We start from the raw sequence: 25,767 nt of genomic DNA, 5'->3' as shown, positions 1-25,767 counted from the left end.
ATTGTTAATAAGAATTATTACCTTTTTGAGAGTGCAAACGGCTATGCGCGCCGCCAGGTTACGTATGCGCGATGCTAAACCGCACGGGATGCGTTCGCGCGATGGGCGAAATTACGTTAGCGGAGTTTGCGCACGTCGCCCGGTGAAATTCCGTAATGACGACGAAACGCGGTAGCGAAGTTGGTGGCATGCTGATACCCGCACATCCAGGCCGCCTGCTGCACGCTGTGGCCTTCCAGCAGATAGCGGCGCGCCAGCGCAAGGCGACAGTCGCGAAGATAATCGAAGAGGGTGCAGCCGTAGCGCTGACGGAACTTACTGCGCAGGCTGCTTGGGCTCATTGCAGCCAGGGCTGCCAGCTGCGCGAGTGTATGATCCCGTTCAGGAGACTGTTCCAGCATGCTACGTACGCGTTCCAGGCGCGCATGCTCAGGGCGGCTCGGGCAGGGCTGCTGGCGCTGGTTCAGGCCGTGGCCGAGCAGCTGGTACATCAGCCCCTCCAGCAATAGCTTACGCGCGAGCATGCTTCCCCTCTGCTGCTGCGCATGCTGAATGCCTGACATAACAAACTCGGGAACGTGCCAGACAAACGTGGGTGTATTCAGGTTTTGCCATTCCAGCAGCAGCGACTCAAGCAGGGCTTCACGCCCGGCTTCATGCGGGTACACGCCAAACGAGAGCGTTTTCAGCGCGCTGTCGGCGTCGTGACGCGCACTCATCACCTGTTCCTCACTCAGACGGGCGCTGAACGCCATGCCGGGACGAACGTGATAGTCGATGCCATTGAGCGCGATCGTAACGCACCCTTCCAGGACTACCAGCATATAGAGCGGGCTGCTGTGGCGGGATGTGGTTTCGTAGGGTTGTAATACATGCACGTCGGAGTGGGTCAGCGAAATGCCGGACGAGAGCGTCATCTCTTCCACATTCCCCTGCAACACCGGGCTGCCGCTGACCTGCTCCCCTTTTAACAGCGGGAAACGGTAGTCGATGCCGTAGCGCTCGCCGAATACCTGAAAATCCTCAACAAAAAATATGCGTTTCGCTGATCTATTTTCACTCTGGAGCATAATTCGGGGCCTGCATCGGGAAAAGGACAGGCAAAACAGTACCATCCCTTTGCCATGTCAGCAATCACCGGGCGCAGACACTATTACGCTCCAGACAAAGCCGGAGCGAAGATATATATTTCTTTACGAGAAATATATTTATGTTTCCTGCCACTCAGCAAAAACCTCTTTATGGTTTTTGGTCAGGATAACTTTATTATCTTCGACCTTATCGACCCAGCCGAGAGGAATAAAATGGTGCTTGCCGCCTGATTCAGGGTCACTCTTAGCAAGCTTGATACGCTCGCCGTCTAAATGGTCCACAACCCCGACGTGCGTTCCGCAGCTGGCGACAACCTGAGTGTGATCCTTAATTGCGCTTTTATCTACCATAATCATTCTCCTGTTTCGGTTATTTGCCTGTTGCACGAAAAATAACTGTAGCGCATAAATTCAGGCTTAAAAGGCTTATTAGCATTTTGAAACATCATTGACAGAATGGAATATGATGTCTATTTAACGCCGAAGTGAAAAAATAAGAATGAGATGAATTATTTCCGACTGATTATTTCCCGATCATAATTAAATTATCGCAACCAACGAGGAGGTATTTATGACGATTCGCAACAATAATCGGGCAGAAATTTCGCTGGCTCTTGGTGAAGCGGTCCTGGACATCGTGCAAAAAGGCCATGAGTTATCGCGAGAGAATCTCGCCCAGGCGATGAAAATCAAAGCGGAGAAAGAGCGCGACGACGAGCGGCTTTTGAACTACTGGAAGGCGTGTAATATGCTGGTTTGAACGTAGCGGCGTTTAGGCTGACTAAACGCCGCCTCCTGTTACTCGTCGAAGTACCAGTACCCCTGGTTAATCAGCCCGGTGAGTTCGTCAACAAACGCCGGGTTTTTCAGCGCATCGCCCAGCTCGGCCTGGCCGAGTTCGGTGTAGCGGCACAGCGCATCCGCGCCCTTCGCGTCTACCGTCTCCAGCTGTTCACTGTTGATGAAGACGCTGCCGTTAACGTTCAGCACGCGCAGGCCGCTCAGGCGCGACAGCGTTTCGCCGCCCTGCAGCGCGTCCAGCACCTCGTCTGCCGAATACGGCGGCTCGGCGGCGGCGATATCCAGCTCGTGGCGCGGCGTGGAGACGAAGCTGCCAAACCATTTCGTGAAATCGTCCGGCTTGCTAATCATGTCGATCATCATCTGACGGATACGATCGAGCTCGTACTGCTCCACGCGGCCCGGATGTTCGCGGCAGGTCAGATCCGGATCGCTGTAGTGCTCGCCGCCCAGATCGTTTTCCAGCGCGTAGTCGGCAAAGCTGCTGATCAGATCGCGGCCGTTCGGCCCGCGGAAGCCGACGGAGTAGTTCAGCGCGGTTTCATGGGTGAAGCCGTCATGCGGGAATCCAGGCGGAATATAGAGGATATCGCCCGGCTCAAGATCTTCGTCGATGATCGGCTCAAACGGATCCACGTGCAGCAGCGCCGGATGCGGGCAGAACTGACGCATCGGCAGCTTGTCGCCCACGCGCCAGCGGCGGCTGCCCATCCCCTGAATGATAAACACGTCGTACTGATCGATATGCGGACCCACGCCGCCGCCCGGCACGGAGAAGGAGATCATCAGGTCGTCCAGACGCCAGTCCGGCAGAACGCGGAACGGACGCACCAGCTCCGCGGCGGGCATATGCCAGTGGTTCACCGCCTGCGCCAGCAGCGACCAGCCGGTTTCGCCCAGACCGTCAAAGTGCTCAAACGGACCATTGCTGGCCTGCCACTTGCCGTTAGCGTGGCTCACCAGACGGCTATCGACTTCCGGCTCCATCGCCAGGCCTGCCAGCTCGTCCGGGGTAATCGGGTCGACAAAATTCGGGAAGGCATTTTTCAGCACTACGGGTTGTTTTTGCCAGTATTTCTCAAGAAATTCCGGCCAGTTCAGGTTCAATTGATACGCCATGGGTAGCACCAGTGAGAGGGGAAACAGGCGCGATTATAGGCAAGAAGGCAGAGGGGGAACTTGTCATGGGTCAAACGAGCGCGCGTAGGTCGGGTAAGGCGAAGCCGCTACCCGACACGTACACGGCGGTAAAACTTAATCCAGGTTCAGCTCGTCGTAATGGGTAATCAGTTTGCCCACGATGCCGTAGTCCAGCGCTTCTGCCGGAGACATCCAGTAGTTGCGGTCGGTGTCTTTTTTCACTTTTTCCAGCGGCTGGCCGGTGGCGTCAGCGATCAGCTTGTTGACGCGATCCAGCATGCGGATGATCTCGCGCGCTTCGATCTCAATATCCGTCGCCTGACCGCGCACGCCACCCAGCGGCTGGTGGATCATAAAGCGGGTATTCGGCAGCGAGTAGCGGTGCTCTTTTTTCGCTGCCAGGAAGATGGTGATCCCGGCGCTCGCCACCCAGCCGGTGCCGATGACGTGCACTTCCGGGCGGATGAACTTGATGAAGTCGTGAATGGTGTCACCCGCCTCCACGTGGCCGCCCTGGCTGTTGATGTACAGCTTGATCGGATCGTTGCTGACGCTTTGCAGCAGGATCATCTGGGTAATGACCTTCTGCGCCAGCTCCTGGTTGATCTCGCCGGAGATGACAATCGAACGGGACTCCAGCAGTTTTTGCTGCAGAGCGCCCGCGCCGCTTGACCCTTCCGCTTTGTCCTTGTCGCTTTCTTTCAGTGTGTAGTGCATTGTTGTTTCCTCAGCTTGTCGCGCTCAAAACCAGAGTGTAGCCTGTTTTATCGGTGAAAGTCCTCACAGACAAATAACGAGGGAGCTTATGAATATCGCACATGTCGCACTCTGGACCCGCAGCCTTGAAGCCCAGGTTCAGTTCTGGGAAACGGTGTTTAATGGCCGCAGTAACGAACGCTACGTCAGCAAAAACCGTCCGGGGTTTGAATCCCATTTTATTACCCTGGATGACGGGCCGACCCTCGAGCTGATGACGCTGCCGGACCTGCCCGACGCCCCGTCGCACCCGGAGTTTATCGGCTGGGCGCATATCGCCATTAACGTCGGCAGCAAGGCAAAGGTGGACAGCATGGCCGAGCGGGCGCAGGCAAACGGCACGCTGCTCAGCGCCCCGCGCATGACCGGGGACGGCTTCTATGAAGCGGTGATCGCGGACCCGGACGGCAACCGCATCGAGCTTGTCGGTGCATAAAAACAGCGTTTCATTCCTTCACCGCCCCCGCCCCGGCTCGCTATACTTCATATGGTTATCATATTGTTAAATGATAATGATATTTAATGTGTTAAGATGAAAGTCAGCATAAACAGTCTCTTACGCCACCGTTGAGACTGTTTGCATCCTCGACATTTAAATCAGCACCGGGGCGGTGAATGGAACACATTGTGTATGTGGTTGATGACGATGACGCGGTCAGGCAGTCCGTAATCGGGCTGCTGGAATCGGCAGACTTAAACGCCATCGGCTTTTCATCAGCAGAAACGTTTCTTCAACACCGGTTTGAGGATCTGCCGTCGTGCGTGATCCTCGACATGCAGATGCCCGCCATCTCTGGCTTCGAGGTGGCGGACGCGCTCAAAGACAGCGGGCGCGAGATCCCGATTATTTTTCTTACCGGCCACGGCACTATTCCGATGTCGGTGCGCGCCATCAAAGGCGGCGCGTACGAATTTCTCACCAAGCCCGTTGAATCCGCCGCGCTGATCGACGCGATTGAGTCCGCGCTGCAGCTGGCGGAAAACAACGCCGTGCGCAATAAAGAGCACTACGCCCTGAAGCAGCGCCATTTGTCCCTCACGCCGCGCGAGCACGAGGTGCTTGAGCTTGCCATCACCGGCAAGCTCAACAAGCAGATTGCCGCCGAGCTGGGCGTCAGCGAGATCACGGTGAAGGTGCACCGCCGCCGCGTGATGGAGAAAATGCAGGTGCGCTCCGTGGCCGAGCTGGTCAGGGCCGTTGAGCGCCTGACCAAAAGCCAGCCCGCGGAGTAACGTTTACCCTTCCTGCGCGGCCAGCGGCAGCGCGAAGGTAAACACCGTGCCGTGCGGCTCCCGGCGGCGCGCGCTCAGCTTTCCGCAGTGGCGCTCGATGATGCTGGCGCTGATGGTCAGCCCCATCCCCATCCCCTGCGGCTTGGTGGAATAGAACGAGTCAAAAATCTGCTCCAGCCGTTCGGGCTCAATGCCGCTCCCGGTATCGGCGATCTCAACGATCACTTTCCCTTCCGCGTTGGCGGTGCTGAGGATGATGGTGCTGGCGCGATCCTTCACCTCGGCCATCGCTTCTACCGCATTCATCACCAGATTCAGCAGCACCTGCTGGATCTGCACGCTGTCCCCAGTGATAAAGCTGTCGCTGGCGTTCAACAGATAATCAACGCTAATGTGTCTCTGCTCCAGCTCGCTGCGCGAAAGCGTGACGATATGGTGGATCAGGTAGTGCATATCAATGCGCGAGAAGGTGGGATCCTGCTTGCGCGTCAGGGACTGGATGCTGCGAATGATCTCCCCCGCACGCGCGCCTTCCGCGACGATCTCCTCCAGCCCTTCGCGCACTTTATCCAGGCGGGCGGGCTCGCGGCTGAGCCAGCGCAGGCTCGCCCCGGCATTCGAGACGATGGACATCAGCGGCTGGTTGATCTCGTGGGCGATTGAGGAGGTCAGCTGCCCGACGGTGGTGGCGCGGGAAACGCGCGCCAGATCCGCCTGCGCCACCCGCATAGCATCCTCCGCGGCGCGCTGGCTGGTGATATCCGTAATGATGCCGTAGTACTCGTTCACCTCGCTGCCCACCCCCACCGGATCGCCAATCCCGAGGATATAGCGCGTTGAGCCGTCGGTGCGCTTTATACGAAACTCCGCACGCATGGAGAGCCCGTCGCGCACGCTCTGGGTGACGATGGCGCTGATGCGGGCGTAATCGTCCTCGTGGACGAAGGTTAAAAACTCCGCCATGGAGATCATCTTTTGCTGGTCGGGCAGGCCGAGAATGCGGGCGTACTCTTCCGAGACAAACATCAGATCCTGCTCCAGCTCCCAGCGCCAGCTGCCGGTGTGGCTGATCTGCTCGCCCAGCATCAGCGAGGTCTGGCTGGCGCGCAGCTCTTTTTCCACCCGGCGGCGCTGAATATTCTCCGCCAGCAGCTCGGCGTAGAGCCGCGCCGTCTCCAGGGATACCGCTGCCTGCGCGCCCAGCAGGCTGACCACGCGCGAGTGCTCGGCGGTGAAGACCTCCGGCATCAGGCGGTTTTCCAGGTAGAGCACGCCCACCAGCCGCGCCTGTTTGAACATCGGGACGCACATCACCGCCGCCCCCGAGGTCACCAGATAAGGGTCCTGGCTGAAGGGATGAAACTCCTCCGGCTTGCCGGTGCGGATCTCCTGCCCGGTGCGGATCACCGCAGCCAGCACCGACAGCGGCATGTCGGTCGCCATCGGCACGTCTTTCAGGATCCGCACCCGCACGCCGTCGGTGCTGGTCCAGGCGCTGGCCTCGATCTCCGGGATCAGGTTATCGCTCACGCGAAGCAGCAGGCCGCGCTGTGCCCCGGCGCGTTCGAGCAGGATGGTCATCAGGTTTTCAATCAGGCGCTCAAGATTGATCTCTTCCGACAGCGCGCGGGAAGCCTTGATCACGCTCTGCAGATCGCGGATCGTCTCGTTCTGGGCAAACGCCACCGTGTCGTAGGCGCTGGCCTGCCCGGAGGCCAGCAGGTGCGGGAAATCCTGCTCCAGCTGGCGCACCTTGGCCTGCGCGCCCGCGCGGCCCCAGGCGGCAATCGAGCCGCGGAAGTGCGCGTCTGATGCGGTTGGGTAGCCGCAGGCCAGCGCAAAGCGGCCCGCCAGCTCGTGGGCCAGGGCGTTAATCGGGTTAAAGCCACCCTCGCGGGAGAGCCGGACCGCCTTCTCATACTGCTCAAGCGCAATGCTGTTCATCCCGTCCAGACGGACAATTTCGGCGTAGATCAACGCCTCTTTATCCGCGAACGTGCCGGGATTAATGCGCGCCCAGAGGGCGATTTTGTCGTAGTGGGCGTGAATGCTGCGGCGGTGATTTGCCGAAAACGTCTCCGGCGTCAGCTGACGTGAGAGCGCCAGCGCGCTGTAGAGATGGTAATCCAGCAGATGGATATGGCCCGGCGCAGACCACGCGTACCAGCCCGCCATCTCAAGATCCGCCTGCGCGTCGGTATACTCGCCGCAGGTAAAGTGCGCCATGCCACGGTAGAGCCAGTACCAGAACAGCATGGTGGAGGTCTGCTCCGGGGCCTGCTCCGGCGACGCGGGAAGCAGCGCCTCGGGCAGCGCCTGCGACGCGGTCCAGGTGCCGATCGTCGGCGTGCGCAAAAACTCCACGAAGGTGCGCTGGAGCATCAATATGGTCTCTACGTCCTGGAAGTGGGTTTTACGCACAAACGCCAGGCCGCGATCGATGCTGGTCAATACCCCGTCCAGGTGATCGCCCCGTGAGAGGAAGTTAATGACCTGATGGCAGGCCGCAAAGCAGGCCACCGTCATATCACCGTGGGTAACGGCGGCGGTGAAGCAGGCTTTTGCGCACTCGATGGTGAATGACAGCGGCTGGGTCCAGACGCTGAGCTGGTCGAGGGGCAGCAGGGTTTTGGCTTCGAACGCGTCGTAGCCGTGGCGGTTCACCAGCTCACGGGCCAGGGTGCCGTACTGGAACCCGAGGCGGTACTCGGCGTAGCGCTGGCCAATCAGCACGCCAAACCAGGCCATCGCCGTGGTGGAGGCGCCAGTGATGCCGTGGTCGAGGGTGAGGTGCATCATGCGGCAGAGCAGCAAAAAATGCAGGCGCGGGCAGATGAAGCTGGCGCAAATGCTGGCGCTGTAGAGCAGGTTCATCACCGCTTCGGTTTCCGGGTTATCCATTCGCGACAGCTGGGCAAAAAGGCTTTGCGGCGCGTCGGCCGTGCGGTTGCAGAAGTGTTCCCAGGCCTCGTCGCAGTCGGCATCTTCCGGGTGGCGGCCAATCTGAATACCAAAAATCCCCAGCCAGCAGAGCGCCGCCTCCAGCGCCAGACGGCTGTCCGACTGGCGAATGTACACTTCCACCAGCAGGTTGGCCGCCAGCGCCTTTTCGGTCAGCCCGCCGGGGCAGCCGAGGATGGCGTCACACAACTCGCGGGTGCGCTCCAGGTGCCCCAGAGCAAACTCGCAGCCCGCCTCTTCGATATCAAGCATAAAGTCTGACACCGTCCCGGCGTTGCCCAGCGCTCTGGCGGTCTGGATATAGCTGAGCGCCGATGGATAATCCCCCGAACGCTTTGCCCGTCGTGCGGCCAGCAGGCTCAGCTCGCGGAACATCTGGCGCTGCGGCGCGGGCTGGATGCAGTCCAGCGCGGCCGTGACGTGGTGAACGGCGCGGAACAGCAGTTCGTTCCCCGCGGCCTGACGCGCGGCGTCGGCCAGCAGGCTGGCGGTGGTCAGGTGAAGATGGCTTTTCTCATGCTGATCCAGCATCGCAAAGGCCGCCTCCTGCACCCGGTCATGGGTGAAGGCGTACTCTTTTTCCGTCAGCACAATGAGTTGGGCCATCACCGCCGGATGCAGCGCATAGCGCATTTCCGCCATCGACATGCTGACCACCCGGCAGATCATCTCCATCTCGCCCGTGCCGCCGAGGCAGGCGAGGCTGCCCAGCAGGCGGCGCGTCTCGTCGGGCAGCTCTTCGAGCTGCTCTAGCACCAGGGTAACGACGTTTTCGGTGTAGTGTCGGGCGCGGATCGCCTGCAGATCGTAGTGCCACTTATCCTGATATTTGTTGTGCACCACCAGCCCGTCATCCACGATGCGGCGGAAAAACTCGTGCACAAAGAGCGGGTTGCCCCCGGTTTTCTCGTGGATCAGCGTGGCGAGGTCGGTCGTCGCCGCGCTGCGGGCACGAAATATCGTCGCCAGCCAGCGCGCCACCGCCTTCACGGACAGCGCCTGCGGGACAATTTCAGTCGCGTTTTGCGCCGCTTCCGGCAGGCTCGCCAGCTGCTGTTGCAGCGTCGGTTCAGACAACGAACCGATATCGCGGTGGGCGACCAGCAGCAGCAGCGGGATAGCGCCGCAGGTCACCAGCAGATGTTTCAGCGTATGCAGGCTGGCCGCGTCGCTCCACTGGAGATCGTCGAGCACCAGCACCAGCGGGCAGCCCTGAGAAGCAAAGGTTTTTACCAGCGCTAGCACCATATGGCTGAAGCGCGCCCGGGCATCAATGGAAAACGTATCCGCCGAGTAGCGCGGCTTGCTCTCAAGGAGCAGCCCCAGCTCGGGCACCAGGCTGACGGCCAGCGCTTCGTATCCCTCCAGGGCGCGCGACAGGCGGATTTTCCACTTCGCTACCTCTTCCGCGGGCAGCCCCAGCAGGTGCAGCGTCAGGGTGCGGAACGCGGAGCTTAATACGCCGTAGGGTAAAGACGGCGAGAACTGATCGACTTTCCCCACCGCCAGCAATACCTGACGCTGCTGCAGCGTTTTGAGCGCCGTCGCGATGATGGACGATTTGCCAATCCCCGACGGCCCGCCGATCGTCACCAGCTCCGGCACCAGGTTCTGCCCCACCCGCTCAAACGCGGCAATGACGTCATTCGCCTGCGGATGCGTCGCGAACAGGGAGTCCGCCAGATGGATCGCGGGAGTGCGGTCCTGCTGGCCGGGGGTAAAGGCGACGATCTCGCCCTCGCAGGTCAGCGTCGCCTGGCAGCGGCGGAGGTCGGCAATCAGCCCGTCGACCGTCTGGTAGCGGTTATCGGGGTGCTTCTCCAGCAGCTTGAGGATGATAGTCGACAGCATCCCCGGCACGTCCGGGCGAATCACGTCCGGGGCCAGCGGTTCCGAGGCAATATGGTAGTGCGCCCAGTTGGTTTGATCGTCCTCCCCCAACTCAAACGGCAGGCGTCCGGTCAGGAGTTCATACAGCACCATGCCGAGGCTGTAGAGATCGCTGCGGCCGTCAACGGGACGCCGGGTGCGGGTGGTGTGCTCCGGCGACATATACGCGGGCGTACCGCCTGAAACGGCAAGCCGGGTCTGGGAGAAGGCACCGGAGAGGCTACAGGAGAGGCCAAAGCTGCCCAGACGGCAGGTGCCATCGTGATGAACAAAAATCGCGCCGGGCTTGATATCGCCGTGGATCAGGTTTTGCAGGTGCATCTGGCGCAGGGGAACGCAGATCTGGATCGCCATCTCAATAAAGCGCGAGATCCCCGAGATCGCCCTGCCCGCGCGCCGCGCCAGCAGCTCAAACGCAAACGGCGCATACACCAGCGCGAATCGTCCCCGGTACTGGGTCGAGGCAACGGCGCGGATGGCCCAGCTGTCCTGCAGCACGTCACGCAGCGCAAATTCGTTTTTCAGCAGCCGCGTGGCCCGCTCTTCCTCTTCGTCGCTCACTGCGGTGGCAATGATGAACGAGCCGCCGGAATGGGGATGGCGCGCGTGCATCCAGGCGATACCGCCCTCCTGCGCCAGCACGGTAAAAATCACATCCTCTTTAAGGACAAAAACCCGCCCCTGGTGAAGATTCCCCTGGGCGGGCCAGAATGCAGGCTGCTCGTGTTCGTTCATCCGCGATCCTTATCGTCGGCGGGCCAGCTCCCGCTGTATATGATCCAGCAGAATATCGATGTTAATGGGTTTACGCAAAAATGCAGCGGCGCCCAGGCTAAGAGCGTACCGCTGCATATTTTCATCAGCATGACCGGAGATAAAGATCACGGGCGGCGGGGGAACGGCCAGCAGCCGCAGCTTGTCAAACAGCTCCAGGCCGCTCATGCCCCGCAGCTTGATATCGGCGATCACCAGCGCCGCGCCGGACAGGGCGAGCGGATGGCTCAGAAATACCTCTGCCGAATCAAACGTATCGGCGGCATACCCTTCCGACTCCAGGAGATTACTCAGCCCGCTGCGGACGGAACGTTCGTCATCAATGATGGCAATGCGCCACGGCAGCGTCATGCTGTCTTTCCTCAAAAAAATCATTAAACGTCGCGATCGTCCTTCGCGGGCGCGGGGGGCGCCGTGCCGCTGATTTTCGGCACGCATTCGTGACGAAACCAGGCGAGGGTAAACGGTTCGCGACTCAGTAAACGCCGTCCCACCGGGATGAGCTGTTCACCCACCAGCATGCCAAACAGGCCAAGCAGGGCGACAACCGGCGGTGCCGGGGAATGAACGTCGAGCAGGGCGTAAATTACCCCAGCAACCACGCCGCACACCAGCGAAATTATCCATGCTCTCATGACGTTGCTCCCGTCTGCGATTTCACCTGCGGAACCGTTACCTGAGGAGGCGGCGCGCCGTCGCGGGATAACAGATGGCGCGTCGCCTGTTCACCCGCCAGCATCCCCAGCAGGCCAATCAGCGCCAGCGCGGGCGGCGCAGGGGAGCGCACCTTCAGCACTGCATACATCAGGCCAATCAACACGCCTGCGGCAAGGGATATCAGCCCAGTACTCATTGTGAACTCCAGAGAAAGAGGCAGCGGCGAGCCGGATGAGGGACCAGCCCGCCAGCGGAACTTAGCGAGCCGGGACCGGCGCTAAGGTGCGGTGCTCGCTCTTCTGGCGAGACGGTGCTTTGTGCACCATGGTGTAGGCGTAATCCACGCCCATGCCGTACGCGCCGGAGTGTTCGCGCACGATATCCATCACCGCGGTGTAGGTCTCTTTACGCGCCCAGTCGCGCTGCCACTCCAGCATCACCTGCTGCCAGGTCACCGGGATCACGCCTGCCTGGATCATGCGCTGCATCGCGAAGTCGTGGGCTTCTTTGGAGGTGCCGCCGGACGCGTCCGCCACCATATAAATTTCGTAGTCGCCTTCCAGCATCGCGCACAGGGCAAAGCTGTTGTTGCACACTTCGGTCCACAGGCCGGCAACCACCACCTTCTTCTTGCCGTTAGCCTTCAGCGCGTCACGCACTTTCTGGTCGTCCCAGGAGTTCATGGAGGTACGCTCCAGAATGTCCTGGCCCGGGAACACGTCCAGCAGCTCCGGATAGGTATTGCCGGAGAAGCTTTCGGTCTCTACGGTGGTGATGATGGTCGGGATGTTGAACACTTTGGCCGCTTTTGCCAGCGCCACGGTGTTGTTTTTCAGCACCTGGCGGTCAATAGACTGCACGCCAAACGCCATCTGTGGCTGGTGATCGATAAAGATGATCTGACAGTTCGCAGGGGTTAACACTTCGAGCTTTGAAGAGGTCATAGCATTTTCCAGTGGTTAAGGGTAGAAATCGCCGCGAGCGCCGCGACAATAAAGTCACCTTCATCCTGCGGTTTTCCGTCACCGCGCGTAATTATCTCTTCGTATAGTTAACCTTAGGTATAGTTATACTTTGGTATACCTATCCTATTGTATAACTGGATCTTTGCCGAAACCGGTTCCCATAATCCTGACCATTCCCCCTCTCAGTCAGGAGCAGTTATGGTTACCCTCGGTAAAGCCGATCTCATTCTGGTTAACGGCCAGTTTCACACCGTCGATCGCGAAAATCCTGTCGCGGAAGCCGTTGCCGTGCGCGACGGAAAATTTCTGGAAGTGGGTACCGTCGCCGAGGTGATGCAGCACCACTGCGACGGCACTAAGGTGGTGGATTTGAAAGGCCACACCGCGATCCCCGGCCTGAACGACTCGCACCTGCACCTGATCCGCGGCGGGCTGAACTACAACCTCGAGCTGCGCTGGGAAGGCGTGCCGTCCCTGGCCGACGCCCTGCGGATGCTGAAAGAGCAGGCCCTGCGCACGCCGTCGCCCCAGTGGGTGCGCGTGGTGGGCGGCTGGAGCGAGTTCCAGTTTGCCGAGCGCCGCATGCCGACGCTGGACGAGATCAACGACGCCGCGCCGGATACCCCGGTCTTCATTCTGCACCTGTACGACCGCGCCCTGCTCAACCGCGCCGCGCTGAAGGTGGTCGGCTACACCAAAGAGACGCCGAACCCGCCGGGCGGCGAGATCCAGCGCGACGCCAACGGCAACCCGACCGGGATGCTGATCGCCCGTCCGAACGCCATGATCCTCTACGCCACGCTGGCGAAAGGGCCGAAGCTGCCGCTGGAGCAGCAGGTTAACTCCACCCGTCAGTTTATGCGCGAGCTGAACCGCCTGGGGCTGACCAGCGCCATCGACGCGGGCGGCGGCTTCCAGAACTACCCGGAAGATTACGAGGTGATTGCCGAGCTGCACGAGAAAAAGCAGATGACCATCCGCATCGCTTACAACCTGTTTACCCAGCGTCCGGGCCACGAGCTGGAAGACTTTGAAAAATGGACCGACATGCTCACGCCGGGCCAGGGCAGCGACTTCTTCCGCCACAACGGCGCGGGCGAGATGCTGGTCTTCTCCGCCGCCGATTTTGAAGACTTCCTCGAGCCGCGCCCGGACCTCGCGCCGGGCATGGAGGACGAGCTGGAGCGCGTGGTGCGCCATCTGGTGGAGCACCGCTGGCCGTTCCGCCTGCACGCCACCTACAACGAATCCATCAGCCGCATGCTGGACGTGTTCGAGAAGGTGAACCGCGACATTCCGTTCAACGGCCTGCACTGGTTCTTCGACCATGCGGAAACCGTTACCCAGGCCAACATCGACCGCATCAAAGCGCTTGGCGGCGGCATTGCCGTCCAGCACCGCATGGCCTTCCAGGGGGAGTACTTTGCCGAGCGCTATGGCATCGAAGCTACCCGCCACACGCCGCCGGTGGCAAAAATGCTCGAGACCGGCGTACCGGTGGGCTTAGGGACGGACGCCACCCGCGTGGCGAGCTACAACCCGTGGACCGCGCTCTACTGGCTGGTCTCCGGCCGCACCGTCGGCGGGATGCAGATGTACGACCACAGCGCCCGTCTGGACCGCGATACCGCCCTGATGCTCTGGACCCAGGGCAGCGCGTGGTTCTCCAGCGAGCAGAACCAGAAGGGACAGATTAAAGTTGGCCAGCTCGCCGACCTGGCGGTGCTGAGCAAAGACTACTTCCGCGTGCCGGAAGAGGAGATCAAGGGCATCGAGTCCGTCCTGACGGTGGTCAACGGCGACATCGTCTACGCCGCAGGCACCTTCGGCCCGCTCGCGCCGCCGGCCATTCCGGTTCTGCCCGAGTGGTCCCCGGTGGTGAAGGTGCCGGGCCACTACCGCAGCGCGCCGCCGCAGGCTACGCGCGTCGGCATGAACACCGTCCACCACTGCAGCGGCCCGTGCGGGGTTCACAGCCACCAGCATGATTTCGCCCGCACGTCAGAGATGCCGGTGTCCGACGATAACGCTTTCTGGGGGGCGCTGGGCTGCAGCTGCTTTGCATTCTGATGAAAAACACTACTATGCCGCCCCGGGTCGACCTGGGGCTGTTCTTCCTGCGCCTCACCGGCAGCCTGCTGCTGCTCTACGTGCACGGCCTGCCGAAGGTGCTCCACTTCAGCGAAGAGCTGACGCGCATTGAAGATCCGTTTGGCTTCGGGCCTTACGCGAGCCTGATCCCGGCGATCGTCGCCGAAGTCATCTGCCCGCTGTTGATCATTGCGGGCGTCTACACCCGCCTGGCGTGCCTGCCGATTATCGCCGTGCTGCTGGTGGCGATGCTGGCGGTACACCCGGACTGGTCGATTGCCGAAGGGCAGTTTGGCTGGCTGCTGCTGATTATCTTCACCACTCTCGCCCTCACCGGGCCGGGCCAGTGGCGGCTGCAGCGTAAGGCAACGGAGAGGTTCGCATGACCCAGGTTAACGACGTTCGCGACGCACACGTCGAGACGGCGCCCGCGCGGGCGGTTTCGCCCTGGCAGCCGCTGAGCCAGCCGGTGTTCCGCATGCTGTGGATCGCCACGGTGGTCTCTAACGTCGGTTCATGGATGAGCGACGTCGGCATCAACTGGAGCATGCTGACGCTCAGCGCCGATCCGCTGGATATCGCGCTGGTGCAGGCGGCGAGCAGCCTGCCGATGTTCCTCTTCGCCCTGCCGTCCGGGGTGATGGCGGACATCGTTGACCGGCGTAAATACCTGCTCTTCTCCCAGCTTTGGGTGTTCATCGCCGCTGCCGGGCTGACGGTGCTCTCCTTCACCGGACACGTCACCCCTACCGTTCTGCTGGTGGCGACGTTCCTGCTGAGCGTGGGCGCGGCGATGAGCTCGCCGCCGTTCCAGGCCGTGGTGCCCGATCTGGTGAGCAAGCCTGAGCTGGGTGCCGCCGTGGCGCTGAACTCGCTCGGGGTGAACATCAGCCGGGCGATTGGCCCCGCGCTGGGCGGTTTTCTGCTTTCGCTCGCCGGGCCGTGGATGGTGTTTGCCCTGAACGCGCTGTCCGTGGTGGGCGTAGCGTGGGTGCTGTGGCGCTGGCGTCCGGCCCCGTCCGTGCAGCGCCTGCCGCCGGAACACTTCTTCTCCGCGGTGCGCTCCGGCATTCGCTACGTGCACGCCGCGCCGGTGCTGCGCAACGTGCTGGTGCGCACCGTGGCCTTCTTCGTTTTCGGCAGCGCGGGCTGGGCGCTGCTGCCGCTGGTGGCGCGCCGCGAGCTGGGCTTAGGCCCGGCGGGCTACGGCGTGATGCTGGCGTGCATCGGCCTGGGCGCCATTGCCGGGGCGATCCTGCTGCCGCGCCTGCGCCAGCGGCTGAACGCCGATCGGCTGATGGTGGCCGCGAGCCTGGTTTTTGCCCTCACCATGCTGGCGCTGGCGTTCGTGCGCCACGTCTGGCTGCTCAACCTGTTTGAGTTCTTCACCGGCTTCGCGTGGATTGCGGTGCTCTCGACGCTGAACCTCGGCGCGCAGCGCAGCGCCGCCCGCTGGGTGAAGGCCCGCGCGCTGGCGGTCTACCTGACGGTCTTTTTCGGCTCGATGACCACGGGCAGCGCCATCTGGGGGCAGATCGCCTCTCAGTTTGGCACCCCAACCTCGCTGGTTGTCGCCACGCTGGGCATGGTGCTGGCAAGCGCAACGGTGTTCCGCTGGAAGCTGGAGAAAGATCCTGATTTAAACCTCGACCTGAGCGGCCAGCCGCTGGACGGCGTGGAGATTGAGCTGCCGAACGAGCGCGGCCCGGTGCTGGTGTCGCACGAGTACATCATCGACCCGCAGAACGCGAAAGCCTTCCTGGAGGCGGTACACGAGCTGCGCCGGGTGCGCCGCCGCGCCGGCGCGATGAGCTGGGCGGTGTACGAGGATATTGAGCGCCCCGGTCTGTTTATCGAGACCTTCCTGATGGGCTCCTGGATTGAGCATCTGCGCCAGCAGGAGCGCCACACCATGAATGACCTCCTGCTGCAGAGCCGCGTTCTGGCTTTTCATCAGGGCACAACATCACCGGCAATTCGCTATCTGGTCGCGCCGGTATAACCATCACCATCACCTGTACAGGAACACACTATGGCAACGTTTAAGGCAAAAGACGGCACGCAGATTTACTACAAAGACTGCGGCGCCGGCAAACCGGTTCTCTTCAGCCACGGCTGGCCGCTGGACGGCGACATGTGGGACAGCCAGCTGAACTACCTGGCGGAGCGCGGCTTCCGCGCCATCGCCTTTGACCGTCGCGGCTTTGGCCGCTCGGATCAGCCGTGGAACGGCTACGACTACGATACCTTTGCGTCCGACATTAACGACCTGATCACCACCCTGGACCTCCAGGACGTGACGCTGGTGGGCTTCTCCATGGGCGGCGGCGACGTGACCCGCTACATCAACAACTACGGCAGCGCGCGCGTGGCCGGTCTGGCGCTGCTGGGCGCGGTCACGCCGATCTTTGGTAAATCCGACTCCTTCCCGCAGGGCGTGGATCAGAGCGTGTTCGACGGCATTCGCGACGGACTACGTAAAGATCGCGCCCAGTTCATCAGCGACTTCGCCACGCCGTTCTACGGCATCAACGCCGGGCAGACCGTCTCTGCCGGTGCCCTGACCCAGACGCTGAACATCGCCCTGCTGGCATCCCTGAAGGGCACCATCGACTGCGTGACCGCCTTCGGCGAAACCGACTTCCGCCCGGATATGGCGAAAATCGACGTGCCAACGCTGGTGATCCACGGCAGCAATGACCAGATCGTACCGTTTGAAACCACCGGCAAGCTGGCGGCGGAGATGATCAAAAACGCCACGCTGAAGGTGTACGACAACGCGCCGCACGGCTTCGCGCTGACCCACCAGGACCAGCTCAATGAAGATCTGCTGGCGTTTGTGAAGTCGCTGTAATGTCGTCCAGGGGCATGTTGATCCGGCATGCCCTTATAGATCACTGTTTTAGGTAGTTATTCACTCAGGCTTACAATCCCGTAAAATTCATTCGCCAGGTTACTGAAGCCTGTAATTTTACTGGAGAGCATATGGACGCAGTTGAGCAAGACGTCAGATTCGAATGGGCAGACTTTTATCAGGCTTTTGCCTCTCAGCTACTAACCTGGCGAAATCGAAGAGAGGAGTTGGTGGCGGGTATTCACCGCATTGCTGCTGAGATTGGTAGTATGTCACACCTACAGGACAAGCCCGCTAATGGCGTCCCCCATCCTTTGAAAGACATTTGTCCTTTCACCACTATGGGCTTGTTTAATCGCTCGCTTACCGTTACCAACCGAAGAAATATCGCAGCCAGCCTGGCAAAACTGATAGGCGTTCGTGAAAAGGTTCCTGAATCGTTCGACGGTATTCCGCTACTAAACAATCAGAAATCATGGTTCTTTGGCTATGAGAAATCACGTAAGCCTGACGACATCGATACGCTGTGGGAAATGTTTTCTCAGGCAATCTCCTTCGCCGACACCCCAAACGCCGATCCCGCTGACTTCCTCTTTTCTTATGACGCCGCATCTAACGTGCGCAATGTGGGCTGGAACCTGACAATGGGATTGTACTGGCTACGCCCCTGGTTCTACCCTACGCTGGATAGCCAGTCTCAGTACTACATCCAGAAAGTCCTGAACATTAAAATCATTAAAAAAGGTGCCAAAGGGCGCTGTAGCGGACACAACTATCAGACCGTAGCCCTGGCGCTCAAAAAGGCTTTTACCCAGCCAAACTATCCGGTTCACTCCTTCCCTGAACTCTCTCTGGCGGCATGGAATATCGATTTGCAACAGTCAAATGATGAAGTCGAGCGGCTGACATGGAAAGCGTATTTGCTCAATAAGATCAAAGTGCTGTGCCTACGTAAAGACAGCCCATTTTTCTCTTTGAGGGAGTTAAAAGAGGCCTATCTGGATGAGATTAAGGCGGATTATCCCAATAACAATACTATTGAATCATCCATTTCATATTATCTGCAAAAACTACGTGATGATGATGAACTGGAGTTTCAGACCCCCGGCAATTATGAATACCTCAACTTCGATAAAGGTGAATTGCAGAGCATCACCGAGGAAACGGTTGAAGAGAACGTGCCCGCAGAAATCCCCCACAAGCCTTACACGATAAGCAATTTGATCGATGAGGGCTGCTTTTTAGAAGAGGAAAAAATCCAGTTCATCCTTCAGCGGTTACAGGCCAAAAAAAACCTGATCCTTCAGGGCCCGCCGGGAACCGGTAAAACCTGGCTTGCGCGCCGTCTGGCGTATTGTCTGATGGGTGAGGAAACCTCTAAGCGCATCAGCGCGGTGCAGTTCCACCCTACCCTCTCCTACGAAGACTTTATTCGCGGCTGGCGTCCTAACAATGAAGGACGTTTAGCACTGGTAGACGGGCCTTTTCTCCATGCAATAGACAAAGCAGTAAACGATCCGACAACTAAGTACGTGGTCATTATTGAGGAGATTAACCGGGGCAATCCTGCGCAAATTTTTGGCGAAACGCTGACGCTGATGGAGGCGGATAAACGTACGCCGAATGAGGCGCTTGAGCTCTCATATCGATCTGATATGGATGAAAAAACCTACATTCCTGAAAACCTGTATATCATCGGGACGATGAATATCGCTGACCGCTCGCTTGCCCTGCTAGACCTGGCATTACGGCGCCGCTTTGCATTTATTGATCTAAAACCCGAGTTTAACGACGCGTGGAAAAAATGGGTTAACCAACGGTTTAATGTGAGCCTGGAAACATTAGCCCTTATCGAATCCAAATTAACCGCGTTAAACGAAAAATTGTCCAGGGATGCGGCCCTGGGACCTCAATTTTGTATCGGGCATAGCTATGTTACCCCACCTGCGGGGTTGAAAATTGACGACGGGATGGCCTGGTACGAGCAAGTTGTCGAAACCGAAATCTGCCCCTTACTTGCCGAATACTGGTTTGATGCGCCGGAGAAAGTCCAGGATTCCAGAAAGGAGCTTCTCAGCGTATGACCGATCTTGCTGAACGTGACGATACGCAGGCTCGGGCAGCGGTATCGCGTATTCCTTTGCGGAATATCTGGCTATTGATGCTGTACGCCTCCAGTCTGTTTCGCCACCACGGGCGCAGCATGGTTGCCGCTGAAAACAACCCGGAGGAGATCCCGGCGCTGGTGGCGAGGATCCTGCTTCACGAAGTGGAGCAGCGGCTGTTAAGGCATTTAAGTATGGGATACCAAACTCGCCGCGCCACGCTTAACAGGGTAAGGGGACGCATTGATGTTCTGCGCACAACCAGTCGACAATTGCTTGAGCGGGCACAGGTAGCCTGCCAGTTTCAGGAAATGACGCTGGACACACCACGAAATCGCTATGTTCGCTCTGCGTTAGAGCACCTTGTTCCGCTGCTCAGCGACGGCACGCTGGCTGCACAATGTCGCGCAATGGCAATCAATTTGCGTCGTCGTGGTATTGAGGGGGGTATGCCCGGCAAAGGTGAACTGCCGTCAATCACACGTTTTGGCCGCCATGATGCGGCGGATAAAGCCATGGTCGATGCCGCGAAGCTGGCATTTGAATTATGGCTACCAACCCAAACTGCGGGGCAAAAACTGTTGCCAACGCCTTCTGATGACCCTTATTGGATGCGCAAGCTCTTCGAGAAAAGTATGGCGGGTTTCTATCACTTCCATCTTCCCAAAAAAGACTGGACAGTCGCTGCCGGAAAAGAGTTGAAATGGGGATTAACGTCTCAAAGTGCAGGGAGCGAAAGTATTTTCCCAACCATGAACTCGGACATTATTCTTGAGCACAAGCAACCTCCACAGCGCGTCATCATCGACACCAAATTCAATAACATTCTGACTAAAGGCTGGTATCGCGATAAGAGCTTGCGCAGCGGTTATATCTACCAGATTTTTACCTATCTGCGAACGCAGGAGAACCGAACAGACCCATTATCTCTCTGTTCAGCTGGATTATTACTTCATCCAGCCGTCGATGTAATGCTCTACGAATTCGTTGAGGTACAGGGGCATAAAATCCACTTTGCCACCGTAGATTTAGCAGCAGATGCCGCCACAATGACTCAGCAATTATTGAAATTAGCGCGTGATTGCTGTGGGATAACTGACGTGAATTAAGTTCTGAAGTGGACGCCTGCATGACAGGCGCCCATTTCTCTTAGTTCGCCGGGGCCGGACGCTCCAGCCGCTCATTCTCCGCACGGCTATTTTCTACATGATGCCGACGCTCCGCCAGCAACCGACAAACCTCCGCATGCTTCTCCTCGGTAAAGGTAAAGCGCGACATAAAGCCCATGCGGATCAGCGACCCAATCGCCGGTAACAAACAAATCCCAAAGAACAGCCCCGACAGCACGCCTTCGCTCTGGATTTGCGCCTGCGGCACGTAGCCGATCATCGTCAGGAACACGCCAATTAACCCGCCGCCCACCGCTACCGACATCTTGCCGGTAAAGGTCTGCCCGGAGAAGGTGATCGCCGCGCAGCGCTTGTTAGTGTGGTACTCCGCGTACTCGATGGTGTCGGCAATCATCGACGAGGTGAGGATGTTGGTCATCATCACGAACAGTGTGCTCAGGCCGAGGAGAATAAACAGCATCGTCACCTGCTGATATCCGACAAACCACATCACCACGCGCACCGCCACGTCCAGCCCGCAGAGGATCATAAACAGCTTCCGCTTCTGCATCCGGCGCGTCAGCATCGGGGCGACCAGGCACAGCACCGCCGCCACAATGCCCATCACGCCAATCGCCATCTGCAGGCTGCCGTCGCCCAGGTTGTTGATAAAGAAGTAGATATACAGCCCGCCCGCCACGTTGTGGAACACGCAGAAAAAGAACGACAGCAGGACGATAAACAGCGGCTTGTTCTGGCGCAGGTTGTGGAAGGTGTCGCGGATGGTCACCTTTTCCGGGCTCGGCGGCACGCGCTCTTTGATCTGCATAAAGCCGTTGAGCATCAGCGGCAGGCCCACCAGCATCATCACCAGCGCCGCCATAAAGTAGCCTTTATCGTTGCTGTACTGGGCGAAGAACGCCGCCAGCTTCGGGAAGAAGATATTGGCGCAGGCAATCCCGGCGTTCACCCCGAGCATTGCCGCCGTCACCGCGCGGGTGCGCTGGGCGGAGTCGTTGGTCATCACCGACGACATCGACCAGAACGGGATATCGGAGATGGCGTACAGCGTCCCCCACAGGATGTAGGTCACCCCGGCGTAGAGGATTTTGGTGGTCATGTCCGCTTCGATTTTATAGAACGACAGCAGCGTGACGCCGGTAATCAGCAGTGGCGCGATCAGCAAAAAGTGGCGAAACTTGCCGAACCGGCTGTTAATGGTGTCCATAATACTGGCAAACAGCGGATCGTGAACCGCGTCCCACGCGCGGGCAATCAGGAAGATGGTGCTCGCCGCCAGCGCCGAGATCCCCAGCACGTCGGTGTAAAAATAGTTAATAAACGAACCCACTAAACCAAAGCTAAAACACTGACCTAAACCATAGCCAAAATAAGACCACAACTCGCGAGACGGTATTTTCATTGTCGTTGCCATAGTGCGTACCTGGTTGCCCGGCGACAGCGCGCCGGGTCGTTATTATTAGCCCTGCGGATTCGGGGCGATTTTGCGCAGCTTCTTCATCAGCGCAATTTCAGCGCGTGAGAACGGAATCCCGTTCTCCTCAAACACGTCGTGGAACCAGAGGCGACAGTAGTCCGTGGACTCCTTCATCACCACCGGCCACGGCAGCCACGTCTGGGTTTTGCCGCGCACCAGCCCCCACTGATACGGCGCAACCTTCGCCATGTACATCAGCGGAAGCTGCTCTTCGATGGTGCTGCCCACGTGGCGTGCCAGCCATTCGGTACAGAACAGCGGGCGACCGAGCTTTTGCAGCTGCTGAATCATCGCCGTCATGCGCCCCGTGTGGGTGTAGGCGTGGAAGCTCACCACGTCCGAGAGCGCCAGCGCGGTCTGGTCCAGCGGGTGCTGGAAGAACGTCTCGCCCTCCTCTTCCGGCGGGACGCGCCACGCGCAGACGGTGAGCGGCTGGGTCGGGTCTTCTTCACGCACCCACTGGAACGCCAGCTTCATCAGCGCGTGGGCGCAGGTCTCCAGCTTCGCGTCGTACTGCACCTCCTGCGTGCCCGTCGCGAAAATGCCGCGGTTGCCCGGCTCGTTATAGAGATCCCACAGCAGCACGCGCTTATCCTCGCGGAACTGACGGACAACGTCGCGGATATAGCGTTCAATGTCTGCCCAGCAGTCCGGATCGCACACCTTGTCGCGACCGGGGCTCGCCGCCGCCTGGCTGTTGTGCTTGCCCGGCACGGGCAGCTTTTGCGGGCCAAGGTACGGCTCGTCACCGGAGAAGCCGCAGTCGTCCATCAGGGTCAGCATGGTGCTGAACCCGTGACCGTCGGCAATCGTCAAAAAGCGGTCAATGCGCGCCATCAGCCCGTCGCGGTCATGCTCCCAGACGATAAACGGCAGATTAATGCGCAGGGTGTTATAGCCCGCCTCCGCCGCCCAGCCCAGCTCGCGGTCAATGGTTGCGGCATCGAAGGTCTCTGCCTGCCAGATATCGGTCCAGTTCACCGCTGTCGACGGCAAATAGTTAAACCCGCACAGCCAGCCTTTCTGCTCATACCACGCCTGTGCCTGCTCCCTGCTCCACTGCTCTTTCATTACGCATCCTCTTACTGATAATATTTAGCTAATAAATATTAGTTGCGGGATAAATGCGCAAATCACGGCGTTCTGAAAAGCGATGCCCCTCACAAAGTTCACGCTTCGATGAATGAGAAACGTGATCGACGGCGCTAAAGCGTGCGGTTAGGGTATGATGCGAAGTCGCGAAAGGGAGAGGACGGATGAAGCGAAAAACAAAAGTGACGATGAACGATATTGCGCGGGCGGCAGGGGTGTCGCAGGCGACGGTATCGCTGGTGCTTAACCAGTCCCGCAACATCAAGCTCAGCGACGACACCCGCCAGCGGGTGATTAGCGTCGCCACCGAGCTCGGCTACGACCGCCTCCCCACCGTTCACGCCCCGCGCAACCAGGAAGAGATCGCCCTGCTGGTCAGCTCGCTGCAGAGCTTTGACCCGTTTATCGACGCCATCAGCCAGGCGCGGGAAGCGGCGTGGCGCAACGAGACCCTGCTCACCGTCTACGACTACGGCGACGACATCGAGCTGGCGCTGAACATTATCCGCCAGTTGGAGAAGCGCAACTGCATCGGGATTATTCTCGCCTCTCCGGTCACCACGCTGGTGGACATGACGGCGTTTCACGACTGTACCCGCATCCCGCTGGTGCTACTCAACCAGCGAGACCCCGGCTCGCCGCTGCTGCCGTCGTTTATCCCGGACGACTACGCCAACGCCTTCCAGGTCACTAAACACCTCATCGCCTGCGGGGCCACGCGCATCGCCCACATCACCGGCGAGAGCTGGATGGAGGCCTCCCGCCAGCGTCTGGCGGGCTACCGGGCGGCGCTACAGCAGGCCGGATTAGCGTGCGACGACGGCCTGGTGCGTCAGACCAACTGGCAGTTCAGCGAGTCCTTTACCGCCACCACCTCTTTGCTGGAACTGACCGAACGCCCGGACGCCATCTTCTGCGCCAGCGACTGGCTGGCGATTGGCTGCTATCAGGCGCTGGCGGTGAACGGCGTGCGCATTCCGCAGGACATGCTGCTGGCGGGCTACGACGACCAGAAGATCTCCGAGCAGCTCACCCCGCCGCTGACCAGTATTCAGCTGCCCTACAGCGAGCTGGGACGACTGGCGGTGGAGTACCTGTGCAATCAGGAAGATGCCGCCACGCACGTGACGCTGGCGGGCAGGCTGAAAGTGCGCGCCTCAAGCCTCGTTTGAGGTAAACACCATGCCCGCATAGGGCTTCTCGCGACACGCCGCAAGCCGCGCGGCGAGGCTGCCCACGTGCAGCTCCAGCTTGTGCCCGTCCGGGTCGAGAAAATAGAACGACGCCCCCTCGCTTTTGTTCTGCTTCCAGACGGTGACGCCCGCCTGCTCAAGCCTTTGCGAGAACGGTTCAAAATCCGCTTCCGCCACGGTAAACGCGTAGTGGGTATAGTCGCTCTCCTGCGGCGGCACATACCGGCGCGCCTCGTCGTACGACAGGCAGACCCACAGATCGCCGCAGGTGAGATAGGCCCCGGTATTCCAGCGGGCGTGCAGCGTCAGCCCCAGCAGCTCGTGCCAGAAGCTGATGCTTTTTTGCAGGTCGCTGACCGCGAGGGTCAGGTGGTTGAGTGATTGCAGCATGACGTGCCCTTTTGTTTTTCGCGCCTGACGTGGTACGGTAAAGAGATGAACATAAACCACGCCGTCCTCACCGTAAACCGCTGGTGGCTGCCTTCTTAAAGGCGGCACGGAGTAGTTTTTCCCATTTTCAGATAGCCGCCGAAAGGCGGCTTTCACTTTTATAAGACCCCTTTCGGCATTACAACGTTAAGGAGTCTTTATGAACGCACCCAACATCCTCACCGGCGATCGCCCAACCGGCCCGCTGCACCTTGGCCACTTCGTCGGATCGCTGCGCCAGCGCGTGGCGCTCCAGCAGACGCACAACCAATTTGTGCTGATTGCCGACCTGCAGGGGCTGACCGACAACGGCAGCAACCCGCAAAAAATTCGCGACAACATCCCCGAAGTGCTGGCCGACTACCTCGCCGCCGGCATCGACCCGAACCTGACCACGATCTGCCTCCAGTCCGCCCTGCCCGCCCTCGCCGAGCTGACGATGCTGTATATGAACATCGTCACCGTCGCCCGCGTGGAGCGTAACCCGACGGTGAAAAACGAGATTGCGCAGAAGGGCTTTGCCCGCTCGCTGCCGGTCGGGTTTATGGCCTACCCCATCAGCCAGGCGGCGGACATTACCGCGTTTAAGGCCGAGTGCGTGCCCGTCGGCGACGACCAGCTGCCGATGATTGAGCAGACCAACGAGATTGTGCACAAGATGAACAGCCTGCTGCCCGCCCCGGTGCTGCGCCACTGCAAGGCGATGCTGAGCGACACCAGCCGCCTGCCCGGCATCGACGGCAGCGCCAAGATGTCGAAATCGCTGGGCAACACGCTGCACCTTTCGGCCAGTGAAGAGACCATTCACCGTGCGGTCAGCGCGATGTACACCGACCCGAACCACCTTAAGGTGAGCGACCCGGGGCAGATTGAGGGGAACGTGGTGTTTACGTATCTAGATGCGTTTCATCCGGACAAGGAGAAAGTGGCGGCGATGAAGGCGCACTATCAGGCGGGTGGGCTGGGTGACCGGGTTTGTAAGAACGAGCTGGAGGGGTGTTTGCAGGAGCTGATTGCACCGATGCGGGAGCGGAGGGCGATGTATATGCAGGACAAGGGGGAGCTGATGGCGATGCTGAAACGCGGGACGGAGCGGGCGCAGGGGGTGACGCAGGAGACGTTGAGGGA

The 25,767-nt window shown here is 59.6% G+C and carries 22 protein-coding genes and 1 pseudogene; 11 read left to right on the top strand and 12 right to left on the bottom strand.

Annotated elements, in window-relative coordinates:
• Positions 1-116: 116 nt before the first annotated feature.
• Both IM284_RS17080 and IM284_RS17075 read right to left on the bottom strand, forming a co-directional pair.
• Entirely contained in the window at positions 117-1,070 is a 954-nt protein-coding gene (locus IM284_RS17080; protein ID WP_032644966.1) for an AraC family transcriptional regulator, read from the bottom strand.
• 138 nt (positions 1,071-1,208) lie between these two features.
• On the bottom strand, positions 1,209-1,442 hold the full coding sequence (locus IM284_RS17075) for a DUF2171 domain-containing protein (RefSeq protein WP_047367255.1): 234 nt from the start codon (positions 1,440-1,442) through the stop codon (positions 1,209-1,211).
• Between the two features lie 220 nt (positions 1,443-1,662).
• Here IM284_RS17075 and IM284_RS17070 point away from each other — a divergent pair, with 220 nt between their 5' ends.
• Complete coding sequence (locus tag IM284_RS17070; RefSeq protein ID WP_028015370.1) at positions 1,663-1,851, top strand: hypothetical protein; 189 nt, start codon at positions 1,663-1,665, stop codon at positions 1,849-1,851.
• A gap of 38 nt (positions 1,852-1,889) precedes the next feature.
• On the opposite strand, the gene IM284_RS17065 is transcribed toward IM284_RS17070, so the two are convergent.
• Together IM284_RS17065 and IM284_RS17060 are read right to left on the bottom strand one after the other, a co-directional pair.
• Entirely contained in the window at positions 1,890-3,011 is a 1,122-nt protein-coding gene (locus IM284_RS17065) for a cupin domain-containing protein (protein WP_047367254.1), read from the bottom strand.
• A gap of 135 nt (positions 3,012-3,146) precedes the next feature.
• Positions 3,147-3,752: pseudogene (locus IM284_RS17060) on the bottom strand (ATP-dependent Clp protease proteolytic subunit); the annotation flags it as partial.
• 85 nt (positions 3,753-3,837) lie between these two features.
• Between IM284_RS17060 and IM284_RS17055 the strand changes: the two are divergent.
• Entirely contained in the window at positions 3,838-4,224 is a 387-nt protein-coding gene (locus IM284_RS17055; RefSeq protein ID WP_045631073.1) for a VOC family protein, read from the top strand.
• 179 nt (positions 4,225-4,403) lie between these two features.
• Complete coding sequence (locus IM284_RS17050; RefSeq protein ID WP_045259555.1) at positions 4,404-5,021, top strand: response regulator transcription factor; 618 nt, start codon at positions 4,404-4,406, stop codon at positions 5,019-5,021.
• 3 nt (positions 5,022-5,024) lie between these two features.
• Here the strand turns inward: IM284_RS17050 and IM284_RS17045 are convergent, their stop codons facing one another.
• From IM284_RS17045 to IM284_RS17025, 5 genes are all read right to left on the bottom strand, one after another.
• Positions 5,025-10,607, bottom strand: coding sequence for an ATP-binding sensor histidine kinase (locus IM284_RS17045; RefSeq protein WP_047367253.1), 5,583 nt, complete (start codon positions 10,605-10,607; stop codon positions 5,025-5,027).
• 9 nt (positions 10,608-10,616) lie between these two features.
• Entirely contained in the window at positions 10,617-10,997 is a 381-nt protein-coding gene (locus tag IM284_RS17040) for a response regulator transcription factor (protein WP_028015364.1), read from the bottom strand.
• A gap of 23 nt (positions 10,998-11,020) precedes the next feature.
• Positions 11,021-11,281 carry a XapX domain-containing protein gene (locus tag IM284_RS17035; protein WP_028015363.1) on the bottom strand — a complete coding sequence of 87 codons (261 nt, stop codon included), beginning with the start codon at positions 11,279-11,281 and terminating at the stop codon, positions 11,021-11,023.
• Positions 11,278-11,499, bottom strand: coding sequence for a DUF1427 family protein (locus tag IM284_RS17030; protein ID WP_028015362.1), 222 nt, complete (start codon positions 11,497-11,499; stop codon positions 11,278-11,280). Before IM284_RS17030 ends, IM284_RS17035 begins: the two co-directional genes overlap by 4 nt.
• A 61-nt stretch (positions 11,500-11,560) precedes the next feature.
• Positions 11,561-12,247 (bottom strand): hydrolase, encoded by a 687-nt coding sequence (locus IM284_RS17025; RefSeq protein ID WP_023331928.1) that lies wholly within the window; start codon positions 12,245-12,247, stop codon positions 11,561-11,563.
• A 219-nt stretch (positions 12,248-12,466) separates the two neighbouring features.
• On the opposite strand from IM284_RS17025, the gene IM284_RS17020 reads away from it, so the two are divergent.
• The 6 genes from IM284_RS17020 to mcrC all read left to right on the top strand — a co-directional run bounded on the left by IM284_RS17020 (position 12,467) and on the right by mcrC (position 20,427).
• Entirely contained in the window at positions 12,467-14,338 is a 1,872-nt protein-coding gene (locus IM284_RS17020; protein WP_047367252.1) for an amidohydrolase, read from the top strand.
• Positions 14,338-14,745, top strand: a complete 408-nt coding sequence (locus IM284_RS17015; RefSeq protein WP_028015359.1) for a DoxX family protein — start codon at positions 14,338-14,340, stop codon at positions 14,743-14,745. The genes IM284_RS17020 and IM284_RS17015 overlap by 1 nt, the downstream gene beginning before the upstream one ends.
• Positions 14,742-16,361, top strand: a complete 1,620-nt coding sequence (locus IM284_RS17010) for an MFS transporter (protein WP_047367251.1) — start codon at positions 14,742-14,744, stop codon at positions 16,359-16,361. Before IM284_RS17015 ends, IM284_RS17010 begins: the two co-directional genes overlap by 4 nt.
• A gap of 30 nt (positions 16,362-16,391) precedes the next feature.
• Positions 16,392-17,213 (top strand): alpha/beta fold hydrolase, encoded by an 822-nt coding sequence (locus tag IM284_RS17005; RefSeq protein ID WP_047367250.1) that lies wholly within the window; start codon positions 16,392-16,394, stop codon positions 17,211-17,213.
• Positions 17,214-17,344: 131 nt separating this feature from the next.
• Positions 17,345-19,297, top strand: a complete 1,953-nt coding sequence (locus IM284_RS17000) for an AAA family ATPase (protein WP_047367249.1) — start codon at positions 17,345-17,347, stop codon at positions 19,295-19,297.
• The gene (gene mcrC, locus IM284_RS16995; protein WP_047367248.1) at positions 19,294-20,427 is read left to right on the top strand and encodes a 5-methylcytosine-specific restriction endonuclease system specificity protein McrC; all 1,134 of its coding nucleotides are present in this window, start codon (positions 19,294-19,296) and stop codon (positions 20,425-20,427) included. The genes IM284_RS17000 and mcrC overlap by 4 nt, the downstream gene beginning before the upstream one ends.
• Before the next feature lie 40 nt (positions 20,428-20,467).
• Here the strand turns inward: mcrC and IM284_RS16990 are convergent, their stop codons facing one another.
• A complete protein-coding gene (locus tag IM284_RS16990; protein ID WP_047367247.1) occupies positions 20,468-21,862 on the bottom strand; it encodes an MFS transporter in 1,395 nt (464 codons plus the stop codon).
• 45 nt (positions 21,863-21,907) lie between these two features.
• Positions 21,908-22,996: a cellulase family glycosylhydrolase gene (locus IM284_RS16985; RefSeq protein ID WP_047367246.1), complete on the bottom strand. Its 1,089-nt coding sequence runs from the start codon at positions 22,994-22,996 to the stop codon at positions 21,908-21,910.
• 185 nt (positions 22,997-23,181) lie between these two features.
• Here IM284_RS16985 and IM284_RS16980 point away from each other — a divergent pair, with 185 nt between their 5' ends.
• The gene (locus tag IM284_RS16980; protein ID WP_047367245.1) at positions 23,182-24,189 is read left to right on the top strand and encodes a LacI family DNA-binding transcriptional regulator; all 1,008 of its coding nucleotides are present in this window, start codon (positions 23,182-23,184) and stop codon (positions 24,187-24,189) included.
• Here IM284_RS16980 and fosA read toward each other — a convergent pair.
• On the bottom strand, positions 24,175-24,600 hold the full coding sequence (fosA, locus tag IM284_RS16975) for a FosA/FosA2 family fosfomycin resistance glutathione transferase (protein WP_047367244.1): 426 nt from the start codon (positions 24,598-24,600) through the stop codon (positions 24,175-24,177). The two genes, IM284_RS16980 and fosA, sit on opposite strands and share 15 nt — an antisense overlap.
• A gap of 199 nt (positions 24,601-24,799) precedes the next feature.
• On the opposite strand from fosA, the gene trpS reads away from it, so the two are divergent.
• On the top strand, positions 24,800-25,767 hold a 968-nt coding region (gene trpS / locus IM284_RS16970), incomplete at its 3' end, for a tryptophan--tRNA ligase (RefSeq protein WP_193055846.1).

The sequence above is a fragment of the Enterobacter cloacae complex sp. P12RS genome, assembly GCF_014895875.1.
Taxonomy (GTDB): domain Bacteria; phylum Pseudomonadota; class Gammaproteobacteria; order Enterobacterales; family Enterobacteriaceae; genus Enterobacter; species Enterobacter bugandensis.
Note: the sequence above shows the minus strand (reverse complement) of the source record. Positions and strands in the feature narration are given on the sequence as shown.

Coding starts and splice junctions, on each gene's coding strand:
- IM284_RS16980 (WP_047367245.1), top strand. CDS start 23,182: ATGAAGCGAAAAACAAAAGTGACGATGAACGATATTGCGCGGGCGGCA.
- IM284_RS17015 (WP_028015359.1), top strand. CDS start 14,338: ATGAAAAACACTACTATGCCGCCCCGGGTCGACCTGGGGCTGTTCTTC.
- IM284_RS17005 (WP_047367250.1), top strand. CDS start 16,392: ATGGCAACGTTTAAGGCAAAAGACGGCACGCAGATTTACTACAAAGAC.
- IM284_RS17050 (WP_045259555.1), top strand. CDS start 4,404: ATGGAACACATTGTGTATGTGGTTGATGACGATGACGCGGTCAGGCAG.
- IM284_RS17020 (WP_047367252.1), top strand. CDS start 12,467: ATGGTTACCCTCGGTAAAGCCGATCTCATTCTGGTTAACGGCCAGTTT.
- IM284_RS17070 (WP_028015370.1), top strand. CDS start 1,663: ATGACGATTCGCAACAATAATCGGGCAGAAATTTCGCTGGCTCTTGGT.
- IM284_RS17065 (WP_047367254.1), bottom strand. CDS start 3,011: ATGGCGTATCAATTGAACCTGAACTGGCCGGAATTTCTTGAGAAATAC.
- IM284_RS17010 (WP_047367251.1), top strand. CDS start 14,742: ATGACCCAGGTTAACGACGTTCGCGACGCACACGTCGAGACGGCGCCC.
- IM284_RS17035 (WP_028015363.1), bottom strand. CDS start 11,281: ATGAGAGCATGGATAATTTCGCTGGTGTGCGGCGTGGTTGCTGGGGTA.
- fosA (WP_047367244.1), bottom strand. CDS start 24,600: ATGCTGCAATCACTCAACCACCTGACCCTCGCGGTCAGCGACCTGCAA.
- IM284_RS17080 (WP_032644966.1), bottom strand. CDS start 1,070: ATGCTCCAGAGTGAAAATAGATCAGCGAAACGCATATTTTTTGTTGAG.
- IM284_RS17045 (WP_047367253.1), bottom strand. CDS start 10,607: ATGAACGAACACGAGCAGCCTGCATTCTGGCCCGCCCAGGGGAATCTT.
- IM284_RS16990 (WP_047367247.1), bottom strand. CDS start 21,862: ATGGCAACGACAATGAAAATACCGTCTCGCGAGTTGTGGTCTTATTTT.
- IM284_RS17030 (WP_028015362.1), bottom strand. CDS start 11,499: ATGAGTACTGGGCTGATATCCCTTGCCGCAGGCGTGTTGATTGGCCTG.
- IM284_RS17025 (WP_023331928.1), bottom strand. CDS start 12,247: ATGACCTCTTCAAAGCTCGAAGTGTTAACCCCTGCGAACTGTCAGATC.
- IM284_RS17040 (WP_028015364.1), bottom strand. CDS start 10,997: ATGACGCTGCCGTGGCGCATTGCCATCATTGATGACGAACGTTCCGTC.
- mcrC (WP_047367248.1), top strand. CDS start 19,294: ATGACCGATCTTGCTGAACGTGACGATACGCAGGCTCGGGCAGCGGTA.
- IM284_RS17075 (WP_047367255.1), bottom strand. CDS start 1,442: ATGGTAGATAAAAGCGCAATTAAGGATCACACTCAGGTTGTCGCCAGC.
- IM284_RS17000 (WP_047367249.1), top strand. CDS start 17,345: ATGGACGCAGTTGAGCAAGACGTCAGATTCGAATGGGCAGACTTTTAT.
- IM284_RS16985 (WP_047367246.1), bottom strand. CDS start 22,996: ATGAAAGAGCAGTGGAGCAGGGAGCAGGCACAGGCGTGGTATGAGCAG.
- IM284_RS17055 (WP_045631073.1), top strand. CDS start 3,838: ATGAATATCGCACATGTCGCACTCTGGACCCGCAGCCTTGAAGCCCAG.